The organism is Methanobrevibacter curvatus, from assembly GCF_001639295.1.
In the GTDB taxonomy this organism is placed as follows: domain Archaea; phylum Methanobacteriota; class Methanobacteria; order Methanobacteriales; family Methanobacteriaceae; genus Methanoflexus; species Methanoflexus curvatus.
In genome coordinates, this window is record NZ_LWMV01000180.1 from 1 (window position 1) to 18980 (window position 18980).

18 protein-coding genes and 1 tRNA gene are annotated in these 18980 nt (G+C 24.0%); 16 read left to right on the plus strand and 3 right to left on the minus strand.

What is annotated here, in order from left to right:
* Positions 1–169: 169 nt before the first annotated feature.
* Positions 170–316 (plus strand): hypothetical protein, encoded by a 147-nt coding sequence (locus MBCUR_RS10600; RefSeq protein WP_169805808.1) that lies wholly within the window; start codon positions 170–172, stop codon positions 314–316.
* A gap of 114 nt (positions 317–430) precedes the next feature.
* Here the strand turns inward: MBCUR_RS10600 and surE are convergent, their stop codons facing one another.
* Positions 431–1213, minus strand: coding sequence for a 5'/3'-nucleotidase SurE (surE, locus tag MBCUR_RS06320; protein ID WP_067091713.1), 783 nt, complete (start codon positions 1211–1213; stop codon positions 431–433).
* Between the two features lie 557 nt (positions 1214–1770).
* Between surE and MBCUR_RS06325 the strand changes: the two genes are divergently transcribed.
* Complete coding sequence (locus MBCUR_RS06325; protein WP_067091715.1) at positions 1771–2781, plus strand: restriction endonuclease; 1011 nt, start codon at positions 1771–1773, stop codon at positions 2779–2781.
* Positions 2782–2917: 136 nt separating this feature from the next.
* Here the strand turns inward: MBCUR_RS06325 and MBCUR_RS06330 are convergent.
* Positions 2918–2989 (minus strand) — tRNA-Val (locus MBCUR_RS06330).
* Between the two features lie 355 nt (positions 2990–3344).
* On the opposite strand from MBCUR_RS06330, the gene MBCUR_RS06335 reads away from it, so the two are divergent.
* The 8 genes from MBCUR_RS06335 to MBCUR_RS06370 all read left to right on the plus strand — a co-directional run bounded on the left by MBCUR_RS06335 (position 3345) and on the right by MBCUR_RS06370 (position 9684).
* The gene (locus MBCUR_RS06335; RefSeq protein WP_067091717.1) at positions 3345–3650 is read left to right on the plus strand and encodes a ribbon-helix-helix domain-containing protein; all 306 of its coding nucleotides are present in this window, start codon (positions 3345–3347) and stop codon (positions 3648–3650) included.
* Positions 3651–4040 (plus strand): type II toxin-antitoxin system VapC family toxin, encoded by a 390-nt coding sequence (locus MBCUR_RS06340; protein ID WP_067091720.1) that lies wholly within the window; start codon positions 3651–3653, stop codon positions 4038–4040.
* Between the two features lie 659 nt (positions 4041–4699).
* Positions 4700–5488 carry a DUF4013 domain-containing protein gene (locus MBCUR_RS06345; protein WP_067091722.1) on the plus strand — a complete coding sequence of 263 codons (789 nt, stop codon included), beginning with the start codon at positions 4700–4702 and terminating at the stop codon, positions 5486–5488.
* Positions 5489–5759: 271 nt separating this feature from the next.
* Positions 5760–5981: a helix-turn-helix transcriptional regulator gene (locus MBCUR_RS06350; protein WP_067091724.1), complete on the plus strand. Its 222-nt coding sequence runs from the start codon at positions 5760–5762 to the stop codon at positions 5979–5981.
* 120 nt (positions 5982–6101) lie between these two features.
* Positions 6102–6899, plus strand: a complete 798-nt coding sequence (locus MBCUR_RS06355; RefSeq protein ID WP_067091726.1) for a DUF4013 domain-containing protein — start codon at positions 6102–6104, stop codon at positions 6897–6899.
* Positions 6900–7169: 270 nt separating this feature from the next.
* A complete protein-coding gene (locus tag MBCUR_RS06360) occupies positions 7170–8096 on the plus strand; it encodes a branched-chain amino acid transaminase (protein ID WP_067091727.1) in 927 nt (308 codons plus the stop codon).
* 119 nt (positions 8097–8215) lie between these two features.
* Entirely contained in the window at positions 8216–9052 is an 837-nt protein-coding gene (gene uppP / locus MBCUR_RS06365; protein ID WP_067091729.1) for an undecaprenyl-diphosphatase UppP, read from the plus strand.
* A gap of 386 nt (positions 9053–9438) precedes the next feature.
* Complete coding sequence (locus tag MBCUR_RS06370; RefSeq protein ID WP_067091731.1) at positions 9439–9684, plus strand: hypothetical protein; 246 nt, start codon at positions 9439–9441, stop codon at positions 9682–9684.
* 162 nt (positions 9685–9846) lie between these two features.
* Here the strand turns inward: MBCUR_RS06370 and cobT are convergent, their stop codons facing one another.
* A complete protein-coding gene (gene cobT, locus MBCUR_RS06375) occupies positions 9847–10911 on the minus strand; it encodes a nicotinate mononucleotide-dependent phosphoribosyltransferase CobT (RefSeq protein WP_067091733.1) in 1065 nt (354 codons plus the stop codon).
* A gap of 595 nt (positions 10912–11506) precedes the next feature.
* Between cobT and MBCUR_RS06380 the strand changes: the two genes are divergently transcribed.
* From MBCUR_RS06380 to MBCUR_RS06405, 6 genes are all read left to right on the plus strand, one after another.
* The gene (locus MBCUR_RS06380) at positions 11507–13183 is read left to right on the plus strand and encodes a bifunctional N(6)-L-threonylcarbamoyladenine synthase/serine/threonine protein kinase (protein WP_067091735.1); all 1677 of its coding nucleotides are present in this window, start codon (positions 11507–11509) and stop codon (positions 13181–13183) included.
* A 216-nt stretch (positions 13184–13399) separates the two neighbouring features.
* Positions 13400–13948 (plus strand): XTP/dITP diphosphatase, encoded by a 549-nt coding sequence (locus MBCUR_RS06385; protein ID WP_067091737.1) that lies wholly within the window; start codon positions 13400–13402, stop codon positions 13946–13948.
* 314 nt (positions 13949–14262) lie between these two features.
* The gene (locus MBCUR_RS06390; RefSeq protein ID WP_067091739.1) at positions 14263–14661 is read left to right on the plus strand and encodes a 30S ribosomal protein S15; all 399 of its coding nucleotides are present in this window, start codon (positions 14263–14265) and stop codon (positions 14659–14661) included.
* Positions 14651–15994, plus strand: coding sequence for a single-stranded-DNA-specific exonuclease RecJ (locus MBCUR_RS06395; RefSeq protein WP_084269580.1), 1344 nt, complete (start codon positions 14651–14653; stop codon positions 15992–15994). The genes MBCUR_RS06390 and MBCUR_RS06395 overlap by 11 nt, the downstream gene beginning before the upstream one ends.
* Before the next feature lie 284 nt (positions 15995–16278).
* Positions 16279–17472: an aconitase X gene (locus MBCUR_RS06400; RefSeq protein WP_067091743.1), complete on the plus strand. Its 1194-nt coding sequence runs from the start codon at positions 16279–16281 to the stop codon at positions 17470–17472.
* 202 nt (positions 17473–17674) lie between these two features.
* A complete protein-coding gene (locus MBCUR_RS06405) occupies positions 17675–18163 on the plus strand; it encodes a DUF2299 domain-containing protein (protein WP_067091745.1) in 489 nt (162 codons plus the stop codon).
* Positions 18164–18980 lie beyond the last annotated feature (817 nt).

Genomic DNA, 18980 nt, shown 5'->3' on the forward strand with positions numbered 1-18980 from the left:
ATAATTATATAATATTTAAATCCTGTTTAATAATAATTTTAATAAATTCAATTAATTTTGATAAAATGATTAATAATATAAGTTAAATAAATATGTGATTAATAAATATCTAATTAATAAATATTTGATTAGTAAATATTTTGTTAAATTTAAATTTATAGGTGAAAATATGGTTATAAATCAGTTAGAGACCAATTTACAAGCAATAACAACAACAATTGCTCATTTAGAAAAAAATGATTCCTGCAATGAAAAAACATTAAAAAGCTTAAAAGAAGAAAGAGATCGTTTATTAAAAGAATTGAAAATTGAATAAAGTCATTGTTTTTTAATACTTTAAATTTTTTTAATAAAAATATTTTATTTAACAATTTTAAATCTCAATTAATAAAAATATTACTAAATCTTTTTTTATTTTTAATTCAAAATATTATTGTTTATCAAGCCATTTATCTAATGAATCTAAATTTCCTGTTAAATCAATTTTTAAAGGACTTATACTCACTCTTTTTTTAATTTTTAAAGCATATCCATCAGTTTTTTCTTCGTGTTCTTCAACTGGATGTCCATCAACCCAGTAATAAGGTTTTCCACGTGGATCTAATCTTGTTTCGACAAATGGCTTAAAAGCTCTGCCTCCTAGCTTTGTAAGTTCAATTTTATCATCATCAAGATTTGAAGGAATGTTAATATTAATTAAATCAATATTTTCAGGTAATCCTTCATTTAAAATCTTTTTAGAATATTTAAACAAAATTTTTTCAGCTATTGAGTAATCTAAATCCAAATGACCATTGTGGAACTTTAAAGAACTGTTATCAACCTCCATTGAAATGGCTATTGCTGGAATTCCAAAAGAAGCAGCTTCCATAGCCACACTAACAGTTCCTGATGTAGTTATTTCACCTCCACCAATGTTTTCTCCCATATTAATACCAGAAATTACTAAATCTGGTTTTTTATCCATTAATTTAAAAATTCCAATTGTTAAGGCATCTGTAGGTGTTCCAAAAACGGAATAAGCAATTGAATTATCTTTTAATCTTACTTCTTCAACTCTAAGAGGCTGAAATAAAGTAATAGCCCTGCCTATTCCACTTTGTTGAGTATTTGGTCCTACAACAGTTACATTTCCCAATGATTCAACTGCTTTTTTACTGGCAAGTAATCCAGAAGAAAAAATTCCATCATCGTTGCATATTAAAATTTCCATAATATAAGTTTAATTTCATAATAAAAGTATTTTCTTATAAATATATTTAATTACATTATCAAGTAAAAGATAAAAAAAGTAAAAAGATAAAAAATAAAACAATAAAGAAAAAGGAAAAAGATAAATTAATAAAAAATTAATTAATAAAAGATTAATTAATAAAAGATAAGTTAATAAAAAAATTATATTTATATTTTTTAAATGGTTTTATTTGTTTTTTTCCAAGGCTATTTAAATTTACTTGAATGTAATATATTTAAAGATGTTAAAATCATGTTTAAGATATTAAAAAGTTTAATATAATAATGAAATAAGAAAATTTTGTTTTAGTAAAAAATAATTTACCTAAAAAACCTGAAAAAAGATACCCATACAACAATAGAAAAAATTTTTAACTGAAAAACAAAAAAGTAAGCATTTTTAAATCAAAAATTTCTTAACTTTTCAGAAGTGAAATAATCTTTAAAATATTTAAATAATAAAATTTAAAATATAACTAATATAAATTCATATAAATTATTAAAAAAAATAATATCATTGAAATAAATGGTGATCAAATGAAAAAGCCTCAATTGGTTAACTTTATAGCAACATTGATGAAAACAAATAAATTTAAAGTGTATAAAGATTTTAAAACTTCAAATGGTATTATAGATATTTATGGAGTTTTACCATCAATATTAGCAGATTTTGATGTTGCAGTTTCTGTTAAAAATTATAATCAAGATTATGAAGTAGGTATAAATCAATTAAAAGAGGTCGAAAGAGTATCACAAAATTTAACCTCTAAAATAGTTATTGTAACTAGTTCTGTCTTTTCTAAACCAGCCATTTCTTATGCATCTTCTAAAAATATTAAATTAATAGATCGTGAGGAATTAGTTGTTTTAATTAGAAAATACAAACAATTTAAATTAAAAAATGAAAAAAACAACTTAAATGAAAAAAATCAGCCAGATAAAGAAATAAGTACTAATAATCCTGATAATAGTCAATTAATCTATCCAAAAAGTGAAATAAACTCTAATAGCTTAGATGATTCATTTAATAAAAACAATGAAAATTACAGAAAAAGTAATAATGAAAATATTAATAAAAACAGACTTAGTGATCAATTTTTAAATAAGAAAAACAAAACTGATAGAAAACCTACAAATAGCTCTAAATACTCTAAAAATATTTTTAGAGATAATAATAGAGATTTAAAAAATAAAAAATCTAATTCTCAAAGACTACCAGTTAAATCAAATCCATTCTCAAATAAAAAAGATTTAAAAAAAGATAAAAAGCCTATTCCCTGGGGAAATATAATAAAAACTCTTTTAAATAATCATATAATATTAATTTTACTTGTAGTAGGAATTTCATTTGGTGTTTCATTTATTTTAGAATCTAAACATATGATTTCAAAACCAATGAGTGGTTTAATAAAGATATTTTTGAGTTTATTGCTTTCATTAGGATTCTCATTCATTTTCAACAAAAAAAATTCAGATCCAGTGTTAAAATCAGTTATAGTATTCTTTACTTCATTAGCCTTATTAATAGCACTAATTATCCTTTTATAAGGCAAATAAAATCAAAGTGAAAAAAATAAAAAAAACAGAACACTGAATAAAAAAAAAAGTAAAAAAATAAAAAATAGATAAAAAAATAGAAAATAAATAAGATATAGGAAATAGATAAAAATAGAAAATAAGTTGATGGTTCCGGCGCGATTCGAACGCACGATCACCTCGTTGTAAGCGAGGTATCCTACCCCTAGACCACGGAACCAATAATAAAAATATTTTATTAAATACTTTAAGTAATATAAAAAAATTCATCAATAAAGCATATATTAAAAGATATATTTTTTTAAGTATATAAATTTATCGAAAAAAAATCAATGCTGTCAAGTTAATTTTTTATTTTTCTAAATTATATCTGTTAAATTTTAATAGTTTTTTATAATTATAAAACTTTTATTTAAATTAATTTTCTTATATTTTTGAGAAAACCTTTTGATCAAGCTTTTTTTAAAAGTTTGTTTTAAAGGTTCTTCTAATTAGTATAAAAGTATATATGTATTAAAGTATATATATTTATATTATTTTTAATAAATTTTATAAAATAATGGAGTTGAAAATTTATGAATACTGAAGTAACAACTACTATAAAAATGCCTAAAGAAACATTAATAAGAATAAAATCTTTAGCAGTTGAACAAGGAACAAGCCAAAAAAATATAATAAATGCACTTTTAAACGAGGCATTAAGTAGAAAAAATGCTGAATTGCCAAAAGCAAGGATAATAAACCATGAAATGATAGGTTATGACCCAGATAAAAAACTTAATTTTAGTGATAGTGTAGGGATTGTTGAAGTAGATAATCCTGAAATTATAGATGTTCAAGAGCTAAAAGATAGTATACATTTTAAAAAAGAGCTGTATTAAATGATATTCCTTGAAACAAGCTTTATAATTAATTTTCATGTTCTAAAAATACAAAACCACGAAAGATCCAAAGAAATATGGGAAGATATAGAAGATAAAGAAATGGCAATAAGTGAAATGGTTATTTATGAAACATTAACCGTGTTGAGAAAATTAAACCAAAACAATAAAAAACTAAAAGAAGTACATGATTTTTTAGTTAATTCCCAAAATATTAAAGTGTTTGAAGATGTTATTTATTATGAAAAAGCTTTAAAAGAAACTTTTATTAATCCAGTTGGTTTTTTTGATAATCTTAGTCATGTTGTTATGTTAGCTAATAGTATTAAAGAAATAGCGAGTTTTGACAAAGATTTTGATATATTCGAAGATATAAAAAGAATCTATTAACTTAAGACTGGAATAGCTATTAAAAAGTGCGACCCATTAAATAATAACATGAAACTTCATAAAAGACCATATTCTGGATAAAATTAAAACCTATTTTTTAAAATATTTATTTCTTTTTTATAAAAACCATGAAATATAACCACCTAAGAGAATAAGTAATCAGGCTACTATATTGTTAAACAATCAATGCTGTCAATTTAAGGAAAAAATATTAAATTCCATTTAAAAGTAATATTTTATTTATAAAATAAAAGATAATTTTTTTAATTTTTCACGAAATTTTTATTATAAAATTCTTAAGTTGACAGCATTGAAAAAAATGATATGTAAAAAATTTATAAGTTTTTTTAAATTTTTCTTAGTTTTCATAAGTATCTTAAAATTCAATTTTTTTAGTGCTTTTTTTAAAAATTCTAAAAATAAGCAAAATCTTTATATATAATGTAATATATATTTTACAATTGGAATATAATTACTACAAATTTAGTATATATATTACATGTTAATAATTTTTTAGAAAGATTTTTAATAAGGATTATTTATAGTATTATTATTTAATTAATATCTTATTAATAAACTTTCTAAGAAGTTTTTTAAAAAATTTTTTAAAGATTTGAAATTTTTTAAAATTTATTATTTAATAAAAATTGGTGATAAAAATGAGTATAGAAAGTATATTTGAAGATAGTTTTAGCTACAGTAAAAAAAACTTAGAAGCTGTCCTCCTTTTAGGAGTTTTATTTTTAATTGGAGGAATAACAAGTTCTGTTGTATCACTTGGTGGAAATTTAAAACCCTTTAATTGGTTATTTATTTTTGGAATAATTTCAATTATATTCTTTTTCTTTATTGATGGATATGGGATTGGCATACTTAGAAAAACCATTTCTGAAGGTAACGAGTTACCGAAATTAAATTTAAAAGAAAATTTAATTGATGGTATTAAAAAACTAGCAATTAAAATAGTTTATTTCATCATTCCTACAGTAGTAACAGTAGTAATGATATTATTAGCAATGAGAAATTATATAAATGCATCAACTAACGCTCCTCCACTTCCAGAATATATGATACCTGTATTACTTTTAGTATGTATTATTTCATTAGCTCTATATATCATATTCTTATTACTTTATTTAATTGCACTTCCAAGATTTGCATATAAAAATAGTTTAAAAGAAGGATTAAAAATTAACAAAGTATTTGAAGATATATCAAAAATTGGTTGGGTTCATTATATAACATTTTTAGTTGTTTTAGCTTTAATTTTGTGTGTTGCTGGAATAATTTCATTTTTAGTAATGTTAATTCCAATAGTTGGAATTTTAGTCTTCATATTGTTAATATTACCATTTATAACAATATTTATTTTTAGATCATTTGCTTTATTATATAAAAACTCAATAATAAATGAAAATGAAATAAAAGAAGAAATCATAGATGAATAAAAAAAATTTAAAGATTTAAAAATTTAAAAAATGAATAAAAAAAAAGTGGGTAAAATAATTTTCAATAGCTAAAAATTTTTAAGCTATTTATTTATTTTTCTTATTTTTTTCCATGAAATTATTTTAAAATTATTTTAAAATTTTATTCATTTTAATTAAAAAGTAAAGTTATATATAGGTTATAAAAAAAAATATTTATATTCCATTTTAAAAAAAATATCTTCTATTTAAATATTTCCTATATTAAAAAACAGCTGGAAGTTTCAAGAATATGCGAACTAGAATAAGATATTATCGCCTTGAATTAGGAATTAAACAAGGAGACTTGGCTAAAATGTTGAATGTAAGTAGACAAACTATTAGTGCCCTTGAAAACGGACGTTATAATCCATCTTTAGAGTTAGCATATAAAATAACAAAAGTTTTAGGTTGTAAATATATAGAAGATATTTTTGTCTTAGATGAGGATGAAAGTATAATTAAAAGAGATTAAATTTTCTTAAAAGCATTAAATAAAATTTAAAATGATTTAATATAAATTAAAAGATTAAATATAATTAAAAAATTAAATATTATTAAAAGATTTAATATTATTAAACATAAGGGTTACAAAATGATTTTAGATGTTTTTAGAGATAGTTTTGAATATTGTACAAAAAATAAAAAATCAATTCTTAAATTAGGCATTTTAAATCTTTTTTCATTTGTTTTAATTCCAATGGTATTTTTATATGGATACCTTTATAGAGTAATTGATATTGGAGTAAATGGGCTAATTAATGGAAACGACCCTCTTCCAAATTTTGAAAACCTTGAAAAAATGTTTATACAAGGATTAAAAGTTATTATCGTAGATTTAATTTATACCTTACCTATTACAATAGTTTTAATATGTTTTAGTATAATAAGCAGTTCCCATAGCCCATTTAATGATATTAATCAATTATCAAATCTAAGCTTTGCTAATTGGATTTTTGTTGTTTCAATTTTAAGTGAAATAATTATAATCATAATCTTATTAATTATTTGTATTTTATTTGAAAGTGTTGCTCTTGTACATATGGTTAAAACCAAATCAATTAAAAAAGCATTTAATTTTAAAGAAATATTAAATATAATTAAATCCATTGGTGTTTCTAAATATCTTAAATTTTATTTAGGTTCTATTTCTCTTTTAATAGGTATAATAATTTGTATATTTATATTAATGATGTTTTCTATTTTAATATTTTCATTGTTAATTGGAACAATATTTTCAAATCTAGTAATTGGTTTTCAAGTATCTTCAATTGTTTTAACAATAGTAGTTATATTTTTAATGATATTATATATTGTTCCTGCATCAATGATATTTAAATCACGTGCATCATCATTAATTTATAATTTTCGTGAAACCGTAGATGAAGAATGAAAAAATAAATAAAAGACAAAACTAAATAAAAGGCAAAACTAAATAAAATAGATAAAAGATAAATTAAATGAAGTATTAATAAATGAAATATTAATAAATGAAATATTAAATATATTAATAAAATAGTATTTCATAAAATATTTTATAATAAAAATATTTTATAATTTTATAATATAGTTTATATAATTTTATAAATAAACTTTAAATAAAGTTATAAATAATTTTAAAATCACTTATCATAATAATGAAAATAATTATTGGAGGAAAATTATGACATGGGATGAAAATGGAAAAATATGGATGAATGGAGAATTAGTTGACTGGAAAGATGCAAATATTCATGTTCTATCTCATGTAGTTCACTATGGATCAAGTGTTTTTGAAGGAATAAGATCCTATGAAATTGATGGAAAAGGACATGTTTTTAGATTGGAAGAACATATTCAGCGTTTGTTTGACTCTGGAAAAATATATAGAATAGATATTCCTTACTCAAAAAAAGAATTAATTAAGGCCACAAAAGATACAATCAAAGAAAATAATTTGACTGAATGCTACATTAGACCAATTGTTTACAGGGGATATGGAGTTGCTGGAGTTGATCCAACTGGTTCTCCTATTGATGTTGCAATAGCTGTTTGGAAGTGGGGTAAATACCTTGGAGAAGAAGGTATATCTAAAGGAGTAGATATAGGAGTATCTACATGGCGTAGAATGGCCCCAAATACACTTCCATCTTTAGCCAAAGCAGGTGCTAACTACATGAATGCTCAACTTGCAAAACTTGAAGCTGTTGAAAATGGCTATAATGAGTGTATTATGTTAGATACACAAGGATTTATTGGAGAAGGAAGTGGAGAGAACTTATTCATGATTAAAGACGAAACCATCTATACTCCTCCATTATCTTCATCTATATTAAAAGGATTAACAAGAGATGCTATTATTAAAATAGCTAAAAACTTAAATTATGAAGTTGTTGAAGATAAAATCCCAAGAGAATCTATTTACATAGCAGATGAGCTATTTTTCACTGGAACAGCTGCAGAAGTTACTCCAATAAGATCTGTTGATAAAATTCAAGTTGGTTCAGGAACACGAGGACCAATAACAGAAAAAATTCAAAATGAATTCTTTAAAATTGTTGAAGGTAAAAGTAAAGATAAATATGGCTGGTTAAGTCCTGTAGAAGAATAATTCTATAATAAGTAGTTCTATATAAAAATAATTCTGCAAAAAAATATTGATAAGAATATTGTATAAGAATGAATAAATTTATTTAAAAAAAAAATTGAAAATTATTACTGGTGTTATAAATGGATATATTTCAGGCAATTATAATCGGAATTGTTCAAGGTTTAACTGAATTTTTACCTATAAGTAGTTCTGCACATTTAATTTTTATTCAAAGCCTTCTTGGTGTTCAAGAGGCTGGGATATCTTTTGATATTTTATTACATTTAGGAACTTTATTTGCTGTGGTTGTATACTATTTTAAAGATATAATTGCTATGATAAAAGCATTTTTCCTAAGTATAGCTGATATTTTCAAGGGAAAATTTGTTGAAGAATTTAAAAACAACGATTACAAAAAGCTAGCATGGCTTGTAATTATAGGAACAATACCTGCAGGACTTGTTGGCTACTTATTTAATTCTCAAATAGAAAGTGCTTTTGATGGATTGTATATACCTTCATTTTTCTTGCTTATAACTGGGATACTGTTATACACATCTCAAAGAATTAACACTGGAAATAAAAATATTAAAGAAAGTGGATTAAAAGAAACAGTTCTTGTAGGAATCAGTCAAGCATTTGCACTTATTCCAGGACTTTCAAGATCTGGAACTACAATATCAACAGGTTTGTTTTTAGGCTTAGACAAAGAATTTGCTGCTAAATTCTCATTTCTATTAGCTATTCCTACAATTTTAGGGGCTGTTGTATTACAAATTGATGAAATTGGTGCTGGCTTAGATTCAAATCTTCTTGCATATCTAATAGGATTTTTAGCAGCTTTAATATCAGGATATTTAGCTATTAGTGTTCTTTTAAAATTAATTAAAGAAAAAAGTTTGGATATTTTTGCATACTACTGTTGGATTGTTGGAGTAGTTATTTTAGGATTTTTATTAATCAGTGGTCAATTTTAAATAAATTAAAAAAAGTAAAATAGAAAATGTCTCATGATTAATTTCATGAAAAAAAACTAACCCATTTAAAATTGATTTAATCAATAAATAACTATTTAAATATAAATTAATAATTTATTAAGTATTATTTTACTAAATAAAAGTGTAATTAATGCTTATACTAAATTTATTCAATTTAAAACCAATTTTAAATTATCTAAAATTTAAAATTTTGGATTATGGGACATCCTCAATAAGCTAAAAAAAAGTAAATAAATATTAAAAATAAAAATTTATTTACTTAACTATATTTTTAGTTTTGAAAAAAATTATAAACATGGAAAAGAAAGTTTTTTATGTGTTAAACTTTAAAAACATTAATTACAAAAACAAATTTATGTGGTATAATGGCACCAAGAACAATTGTAAAAAATAATAAAACAGACATTCCTAAAGAGTTAATTGATTTAATTCCAAATATTAAAGCTATTACATGGAATATTAAAAACGAAACCACTGTTGAATTAGAATTTGAAATGAACGAAGAATGTGAAGAATTTGCTAAGGAATTGGAGGAAATTAGTGCAGATATGGATGCAGGAAACAAAACAAAATTGGATGTGAAGTCATTTGCAAAAGAACACAACTTATGATTTGTACCTTTCAGATAAAGCTAAAAAAAATTTAAAAAAAAATTGCTAAAAAAGATAAAAAGGTGCAAAACAATTGAAAATCTTTTTAAGATTTATATTTTAAGTAGATATTTGCAAGATTAATAAAGCAGTAGAATTTATAATAAAAAAATCATCTATTTATCATATATTTTCAACTGTTTCTATTATTTTTGAGCTTATTTCTTCTATTGATTTATTTTTAAGTAATGCCATCAATATTGCTCCTCCAGCACCAACACCTTCCTTAACAAAACCATTATAATAGTTTTCTAATCCAGTGTTCTTTGAACCTTTAAAATTAGGATAAGCAACATAAAGAGATAAATCTTTAGAAATTTGTTTTATTAAATTTAAAATGTCTGAAGTTTCATCTTTTGCTACAAAGGATGTTGTTGAAATGGCTATTTTTGAAAAATCAAAATCTGGTTCTATTTTTTTTATAAATGCAGCCACACTAGCCATTTGTGTTCCTCCAGCTAAAATTACAGGTAAATCAGTTCCTAAAACCATTCCTGCAACAGCTGGAATCATAGGATCACCAACAGCAGATACCACATCAAAAGGATCACTTTTTCCAATTAAAATATTTGCCTTATTCATTCCTTCTATGACAATTTTCTTTTTTAGCTCATGTGGATTTTCAGGCTTACTTCCACTAACTTTAAAATCAGCATCATATCCTAAACCTGTTAAAACTCCTAAAGATGTTGTTGTTCCAGCAGGAATACTTTCACCAATAACAAGATAGTCTGTTGTTTTTGAAATTTCCTTAGAAAATAGCTTAGCCATTTCAAAAATCTTTTTAGGATTATTAACTCCATTTCCATTTCTTATATTTTTACCATAATCATTTGATAGTAAAACATAAGGAACATTAGGTTTTATTTTAGATCCTGCATTTGCAACAATAAATGGAATATTAGTCAACTCTAATACTGCTTTTGTAATTAAAGCAGGAGTTGGTGCAGAAATTCCATCGACAACTGTTTGAGGTGGAATTTCACAGCACACCAATTCTCCACGAATAATTAATTCTACATCTCCTGCTGGAGTATATTCCATTAATTCTGGGCTTGCACCAGCACCAGAAACTCCAGGTATTTTTGCAGTTTCTGTTGTAGCTATTACACAAGAAAAAATAGGATTTTTATCTTTTAAATCTTTAAATAATTTGTCATTACCATAAATTTTTAATCCATTTATCATATTGCTACCAAACCTATTTCATTTTAAAAAATAATTAATTTTTAATTGATTATAACTTTAAATTATTAAAAAAAATATTAAATAAAAGAAAAAAATAAAAAATAATGTAATATATAAAAAAAATTATAAACTAATTATAAAATATATTATAAAATAATTATAAACTATACTTATAAAATAAATAATTAAAAAAATTATACTTTTTTATTATAATCATTATTTTTTCAATTCAAATTATTTTTAAAATAATAAATTAAAATTGAAAAAAAATCATCTAAAACTTAACATTTATTTTATTGAGTTTTTTTACTTATAAATCTTTTTACTCTTTAAGAATAAAAAAAATAAATATTTAAATTAAATAAAATTAAATTAAGTTTGTTCCAATGTTCTTTAATAAAATTAAGAATTAAAAAAGAAAATAAAAAAAATAATAAAAATTAAAATAAAAATAAAAAGTTAATAAAAAAAATAATAAAAATAATAAAAATTAAAATAAAAATAAAAAGCTAATAAAAAAATTATTTAAAAAAGAATAATTATTTAAAAAAAATTAATTTATTCAAAAAAGTATAAAAAAATTATGGTGTTTTAATTGATTTGCTTAGGAATTGAAGGAACTGCAGAAAAGACAGGTGTGGGAATTGTTGATAATGAAGGAAAAATATTGGCAATGGCTGGAAACCCATTAATTCCTGAAAAAGGTGGTATTCACCCAAGAGAAGCAGCAGAACACCATAGTTATTGGATTCCTAAATTAATTAAAGAAGTTATTAATGACTCAGGCATTAAATTAAATGAAATCGACTTAATATCATTTTCTCGTGGTCCAGGTCTTGGTCCTGCACTTAGGACTGTTGCAACAGCTTCAAGAGCTTTAGCTCTCTCTCTAAATATTCCGATTATTGGAGTAAATCATTGTGTTTCTCATGTAGAAATAGGAAAGCTTGATACTGGAGCAATTGATCCTGTAACACTTTATGTAAGTGGAGGAAACAGTCAAATAATAGCTTATGAATCTGGAAAATATAGAATATTTGGAGAAACATTAGACATAGCTATTGGAAATTGTCTAGATCATTTTGCACGTGAATGTGGACTATCACATCCTGGAGGACCAATAATAGAGAAGTTAGCAAGAAAAGGAAACTATATAGATCTTCCATACTCAGTTAAAGGAATGGATTTCTCATTCTCTGGATTATTCTCAGCAGCCATTCGTGGATTTAAAGCTGGATTGAGTATAGAAGATATATGTTTTTCTCTTCAAGAAACAGCTTTTTCAAGTCTTGTAGAGGTATGTGAAAGAACATTATCTCACACAAATAAAACAGAGATTATGTTATGTGGTGGTGTAGCAGCAAACAGTAGATTAAGAGAAATGTTAGCTATTATGGCTCAAGAACACTACAGTGAGTTTTTTATACCAAAAATAAGTTTATGTGGTGATAATGGTGCTATGATTGCATGGATGGGAATTTTAACAAGTAAATACTTCTCTGCTGATACAATAGAAAATACAAATGTTATTCAGAAATATAGAACTGATGAAGTAGAAGTTCCTTGGGCAAAAATAAATAACAAAAAGATTGTACTCCCAAAAAATATTCTAAATAAAGGAGCAGAAGCAAATATAATTGAAAATAATTATTTAAATGAAAATACAATAGACAAAATAAGAATAGCTAAATCATATAGAATAAAAGAAATAGATGAAAAACTAAGAATTCAAAGAACCAAAAATGAAACTAAGCTCTTAAGTAATGTTAAAAAACTTGGAATAAAAACTCCTATACTGTATGATGTTAATTTAAATAAAAAAATAATATCTATGGAAAAAATTCCATATCCAACATTAAAATCCCATTTAATTATTAATAAAAACTTAAACAAATTAAATATAAATGACCGTGTTAATTTAGAAATATTTAGTAAAATAGGTGAAAAAATAGCCATTTTACATGAAAATAAGATTGTTCATGGTGATTTAACAATTTCAAATATACTATATAATTTTAATGAAAAAAATTTTGATAAATCAATTATTTTTATTGATTTTGGATTAGGAAAATATTCAAATTTATATGAAGACAAAGCAGATGATTTACTTCAATTAAAAAAATCATTACAAATAATACCTGAAGATTTAGCAAAGAAATATTTTGAAAAGACCCTAATATCTTATGTGAATAGCTCTAAAAATTTAAATTATAATCAAATAAAAAATAAAATTAAAGAAATAGAAAATAGAGGGCGTTATCATAACATATAATTAAAATATATAGTAAAATATATAATTAAAATATATAGTAAAATATATAATTAAAATATATAGTAAAATATATAATTAAAATATATAGTAAATATATAATTAAGACATATAATTAATATAAATTATTACATAAGAAAACAGGATAATAAATTTAAATAATAAAAATGTTATAAAGTAATAAAAAGTTATATAAAAATTAAAAATAAATATAAAAATATGATAAGATTTATAACTGGTAACAAACATAAAGTAGAAGAAGCAGAAAAAATTTTCAAAAACTTCAATATTGAACTTGAAGCTATTGACTTAGGTTATGATGAACTCCAAGGAACCTTGGAGGATGTGGCTAAAGCAGGTGCAAAATATGCTACTTCAAAATTGAAGAAATCTGTGATTGTTGAAGATGCTGGTTTATTCATTAAAGCTTTAAATGGATTTCCTGGAACTTATTCATCCTATGTTCAAGAAACATTAGGTAATAAAGGAATATTAAAGCTTATGGAAAATGTCGCTGACAGAGAGGCCGAATTCAGGTCGGTCATTGGGTATTGTGCCCCCAATATCGAACCCAAGATCTTTTTAGGTCGTGTCAAAGGACAAATAGCATTAGAAGAAAAAGGAACCTTAGGATTTGCTTTTGATCCCTTATTTTATATTGAAGAAAAAGATAAAACCTTTGGAGAACTATCAACTGAAGAAAAAAATCAGTTTTCTCATAGAAAAAATTCCTTAGACTCTTTTATAAAATGGTATTCACAATTATGAATCAATATAAGGTTTAATAAATTTTATCAAACTTGGTTCGTCAAACAATTGATTCTATATATTAAAATAATGTGTATATAAATACCTTAAATAATATTAACAGCATTAAATAATATTAATAATTTTAAATAATATCAATTTAAAGGATATTGAAAATGCTTATTTTAGTGAATAGCTATTTTTTAAAAACTAAATTTATAAAAAATCTAAATGTATCTGATTTTAATCAAATATAAATTAATCAGTAAATTAAAAAAATGATTAATTAAACATGGATTTTATCTTATTATAAAAATTTATTAAAGAGGCAAAATATGTCAAGACCAGAATGGATTAAATACTCAAATGAAGAAATTGAAGAATTAATATTAAAATTCAACAAAGAAGGAAAATCAGCAAGCCACATTGGCGTTATTTTAAGAGACCAATATGGAGTTCCAAGTGTTAAGGAAGTTGTTGGTGAAAAAATAAATGATATCTTAAAAAGAAATAATCAAGCTGGCGAATATCCAGAAGATATTATGAATTTAATTAGAAAAGCAGTTAATATTAGAGACCATTTAAAAGAGAATCCTAAAGATCTTCACACCAAAAGAGGATTAACAATTATTGAATCTCGCATTAGAAGGTTAGGTAAATACTACTCCAATGATGACCAATTGCCAGAAGGATGGAGATATGACCCAAGACAAGCAGCACTCCTTGTTAAATAGAGGGGAAGATGCCTGTAATGTCTTAAAAAAACATATTGACAATAAAGACATAATACGAATAATCTCTCATAATGATGCAGATGGAATATCTGCAGCTGGTGTAATAGCTAAGGCTATAAAAGAAGAAGACGGTCAATTTCATGTTAGTCTAATTCCTCGTTTAAAAATTGATACAATTAAAGAACTACATAATGAACAATACGAGCTATTTGTTTTTTGTGATATGGGTAGTGCTTATATTGATGAAATAAATCGCTTAAAAAAAGATGTTATTGTGGCAGACCATCATCAACCTAGTAAAACAAAAGAGGAAGAGCATGTGACTCATGTAAACCCTCATTTATTTGAAATAGATGGATCTAAAGATTTATCTGGTTCTGGATCTAGTTATTTATGTGTAAAGCCCATGAATAAAAAACATTTAGCTATTTTAGCCCTTGTAGGTGCCTTTGGTGATATGCAGTATAACAATGGCTTTACTGGTGTAAATGAAATAATTTTAAAAGATGCAATTAATTCTGGTAAGCTGGAAGTTTTTAAACATTTAAAAATAGTTTCTAAAGACCAAGAGCCATTGTTTAAATCCTTGGCTTACACTTTAAACCCACCTTTAACAGGACTAACTGGAGACTTAGAAGCTTCACAAGAGTTTTTAGAAAAAATGGGTGTCTCTTATGGTATTAAGTTTAATGACTTAGAAGATGAAGAGAAAGACATTTTAAAAGATGAATTAGTGAAAATTAACCCAGAAATTTGTTCTGATTTATTTTATGTTGCTCAAGAGTCTCCAGCCATTAGAAGCCTAGAAGATTTTTCAAGTATTTTAGATGCTTGTGGTAAGAATAAAAAAACAGGATTAGGTTTTAGTATTGCAATTGGAGAGAGAGGCAATGCCTTAGATGCAGCTATTACACAACTAAATACCTATAGAAGCCATCTTATGAAAGGTTTCCAGTGGATTAGAAGAGAAGGTGCTGTTGAAAAAGAGGATATACAATATCTATACAGTGAAGATAATAAACTAAAAACTATTATAGGAACTCTTGCGGGCGTTGGTCTTTCAATAGACCTTTTTAATCCTAAAAAACCTGTTATTGGTCTTAGTAGATTTCAAAAAGACATTAAAATATCTGGTAGAACCACTAGAGAAATGGTTAAAAAAGGTGTTGATTTAGGAAAAGCTTTAGATGCGACTTCAAGAAGTTTTGGAGGACAAGGTGGAGGACACGATATAGCTGCTGGTGCTATGATTCCCTATGATTCTAAAGACAATTTTTTAAACCTAGTTGATGACATGATCAAAGACCAACTAAATAAAAATAACAGATCTTAATCTCAAGATTTGTAAATGTTAATTGTTTTTTTATTAAATTTTTAATTTATTTTTTTCTTTTAGTTTTCCATTTCTTTTAGTTTGTTCTATTTTTTTTATTTTTTTATTTTTTTGTTTAACTCTTAGTTTATTCTATTTTCATAGTATCTTAAAATTGTCAATGCATTTAAGCATAAATTATTTATAATTCATTAAAAATAAGCCAATATCAAGATAGCTATAAATTAAAATTTAAACTCATGAACACATTATAAATTATTACAAATTAAATTCTAAGTGATGCCATGTTTCTAAATAAAGAAGAAGAAAAAATGTATGCAGGTGAATATGGAGAAACCATTAAAAAAAGTATGGAAATACTTACTGCATTAGGAGATATTTATGAGGCTTCAAATCTAGTAGACATTACTTCAGCACAAGTTTCTGGTGTTTCTTATAAAACTATTGGAGAAGCTGGGCTTAAATATTTAGAAGATTTAAGTAAGAACGAATCTATAGAAACTAAAGTACCTTCAACATTAAACCCTGCTGGAATTGACTTAGATAGATGGAGAGAATATGGATTTCCAGAAGATTTTAGTAAAAAGCAACTAAAAATCATTGAAAGCTACAAAAAACTTGGAATTTCAACAACCTGTACATGTACACCATATTTAATAGGTAACCTTCCACGATATAGAGACCACATTGCATGGAGTGAATCATCAGCTGTTGCTTATTCTAATTCAGTTATTGGTTCAAGAACTAATCGTGAAGGTGGTCCGGGAGCTTTAGCTGCAGCAATATGTGGAAAAACGGCTCTTTATGGATATCATTTAAAAGAAAATAGAGTGGCAAATCTTCTCGTTGAACTAGACAATAAAATTTCAGGTATTGACTATGGAACAATGGGATACATTGTTGGCCAAGCTGTTGGTGATGGAGTACCATATTTTATATTAAAGAATAAATCAACAAACAATGATTTAAAATCATTAGGGGCAGCTTTAGCCTCTTCTGGTGCTGTTGCTCTTTATCATGTTGAAAATGAAACTCCAGAGTATAAAATGGCTAAAAATGGAAGTGACTTTAATAGTTTAGAAAAAATAAATCTTAAAAATAGTGATATTGTAGATGCAAAAAAAAGTTTATCAACAACTGATGATACTCCCGATTTAGTTGTTTTAGGGTGTCCTCATGCAAGTTTAGACGAAATAAAAGATATAAGTAATTTCCTTAAAGGAAAAAAAATCAAAAATGATCTTTGGATTTGTACCTCAATAAATATTAAGGCTGCTTCCGATAGAATGGGTTATACAAAGATAATTAATGAAAGTGGAGCTAAAATATACTGTGATACATGTATGGTTGTAGCACCAATTGAATTAATGGGATATAAAACTATTGGTGTTAACTCTGCCAAAGCAGCAAATTATGTCCCTAATATGAATGGCTTAGATGTTGTATACGATGATTATAAGAATTTAATAAAATTTTAATTCAAGAAAATGGTAATATTATAGTGGTAATATTGTAAATAATAAGACTATAAATAATAATGTTCTAAACAATAAGACTATAAATAATAATTATTATAAATAATAAGACTATAAATGATTAATGTTATAAATAATAATATAAATGATAATAAATAGGACATTATAAATAAAAATAGTGATATAGAAAGTAAAAGGTGCTAAAATGATTAATGAAAAACAAATACAAGACTGGTTAGTAGAAGAAGGAATTTATAAAGAAAAAATTCATGATGAACATGCAAATTTCCACTTTATTGTAAATTATCCTGAAGATAATGTGATTGACCTTGTTCAAGTGAAAAGTAAGGAAGATTCAATCATATTAGGTTGTGGAACAATGGTATCTCCTGAACACCAAGAGTTAATAAAAAATTCACCTAAATCAAAACAGGATAAGTTAATTTGGGAATTTAAATCCACAATTAACAAATTTTTAGTAGACTTTCAATTAGAACATCCAAATAATATTATGCAGTTATTTGTAATTACAGATCAAATTTTCTTTGATGGATTAAATAAAAATGCCTTAATTTTCAACATAAAAAAAATTTTTAAAGTAAAAATTCAATGTATGTTACTTTTAGAAAAATACTTTGGAATAGTCGATGAAAACCCAAACAACAAAATCGAAGAAAATACAATGTTTGGTTAGTTCTAAGGGTTATTAATTATATTTTTTATTAAATTTTTCATTATTCTTTTATTTTATATTTTTTTTAATTTTGTTGATTGATATATCAATTATATTTTATAATAGTTTTATTCTTCTTTTATTTATTTTTTTTATTATTATTTGTTGTTTTTTATTTATTGTTTTTTATTGTTTTTTTTAAAAAAATTTTTTCTAGTAATTCATTTACTTGAACTAATTAAATGTTTTATTAAAAAATATTGTAATTAAACTTATTTCTGTCTTTTTTTCTACAGAATTATTATAGATAAATATTCTTTTTCTTGGGTGATTATAAACAATTAAACTTTCTCTTTATCAAGATGTTCAATATCTAGGCTATTTCATTTATCCAGGGATTATACACATTATCATAATCACAATAATCTCAGTTATCTTGTCTATTTTAAAGTGACCTGTTTGAATTATATTTACATGATTTCTATTATGGATAAAAGTATTTTATCAATTTTACTATTTTTAAGACCATATTTACACATCAATTGCTTATTATTTTTAGATATTTAAGTAATTATTTTATTTAATTGATTGGAAAAATTGTTTTTAGTTTTTCTGGTTTTGTTATTCTATAGGATGTGCAACGGTTGTTTTTTGTAAAAATAGATATCTAATTAAAATAGATTAAATATTTGTAAGGCATTAATATATATTTTTTTATAAAAAATAAATGTTTAAAATAATTATAATTAATAAATAACTCATATTAATTAGTTAAATTGAATTAAAAATAGTTTAAAGAATAATAAAAATTAAATGTTTAAAAATAATTATTTTTAGT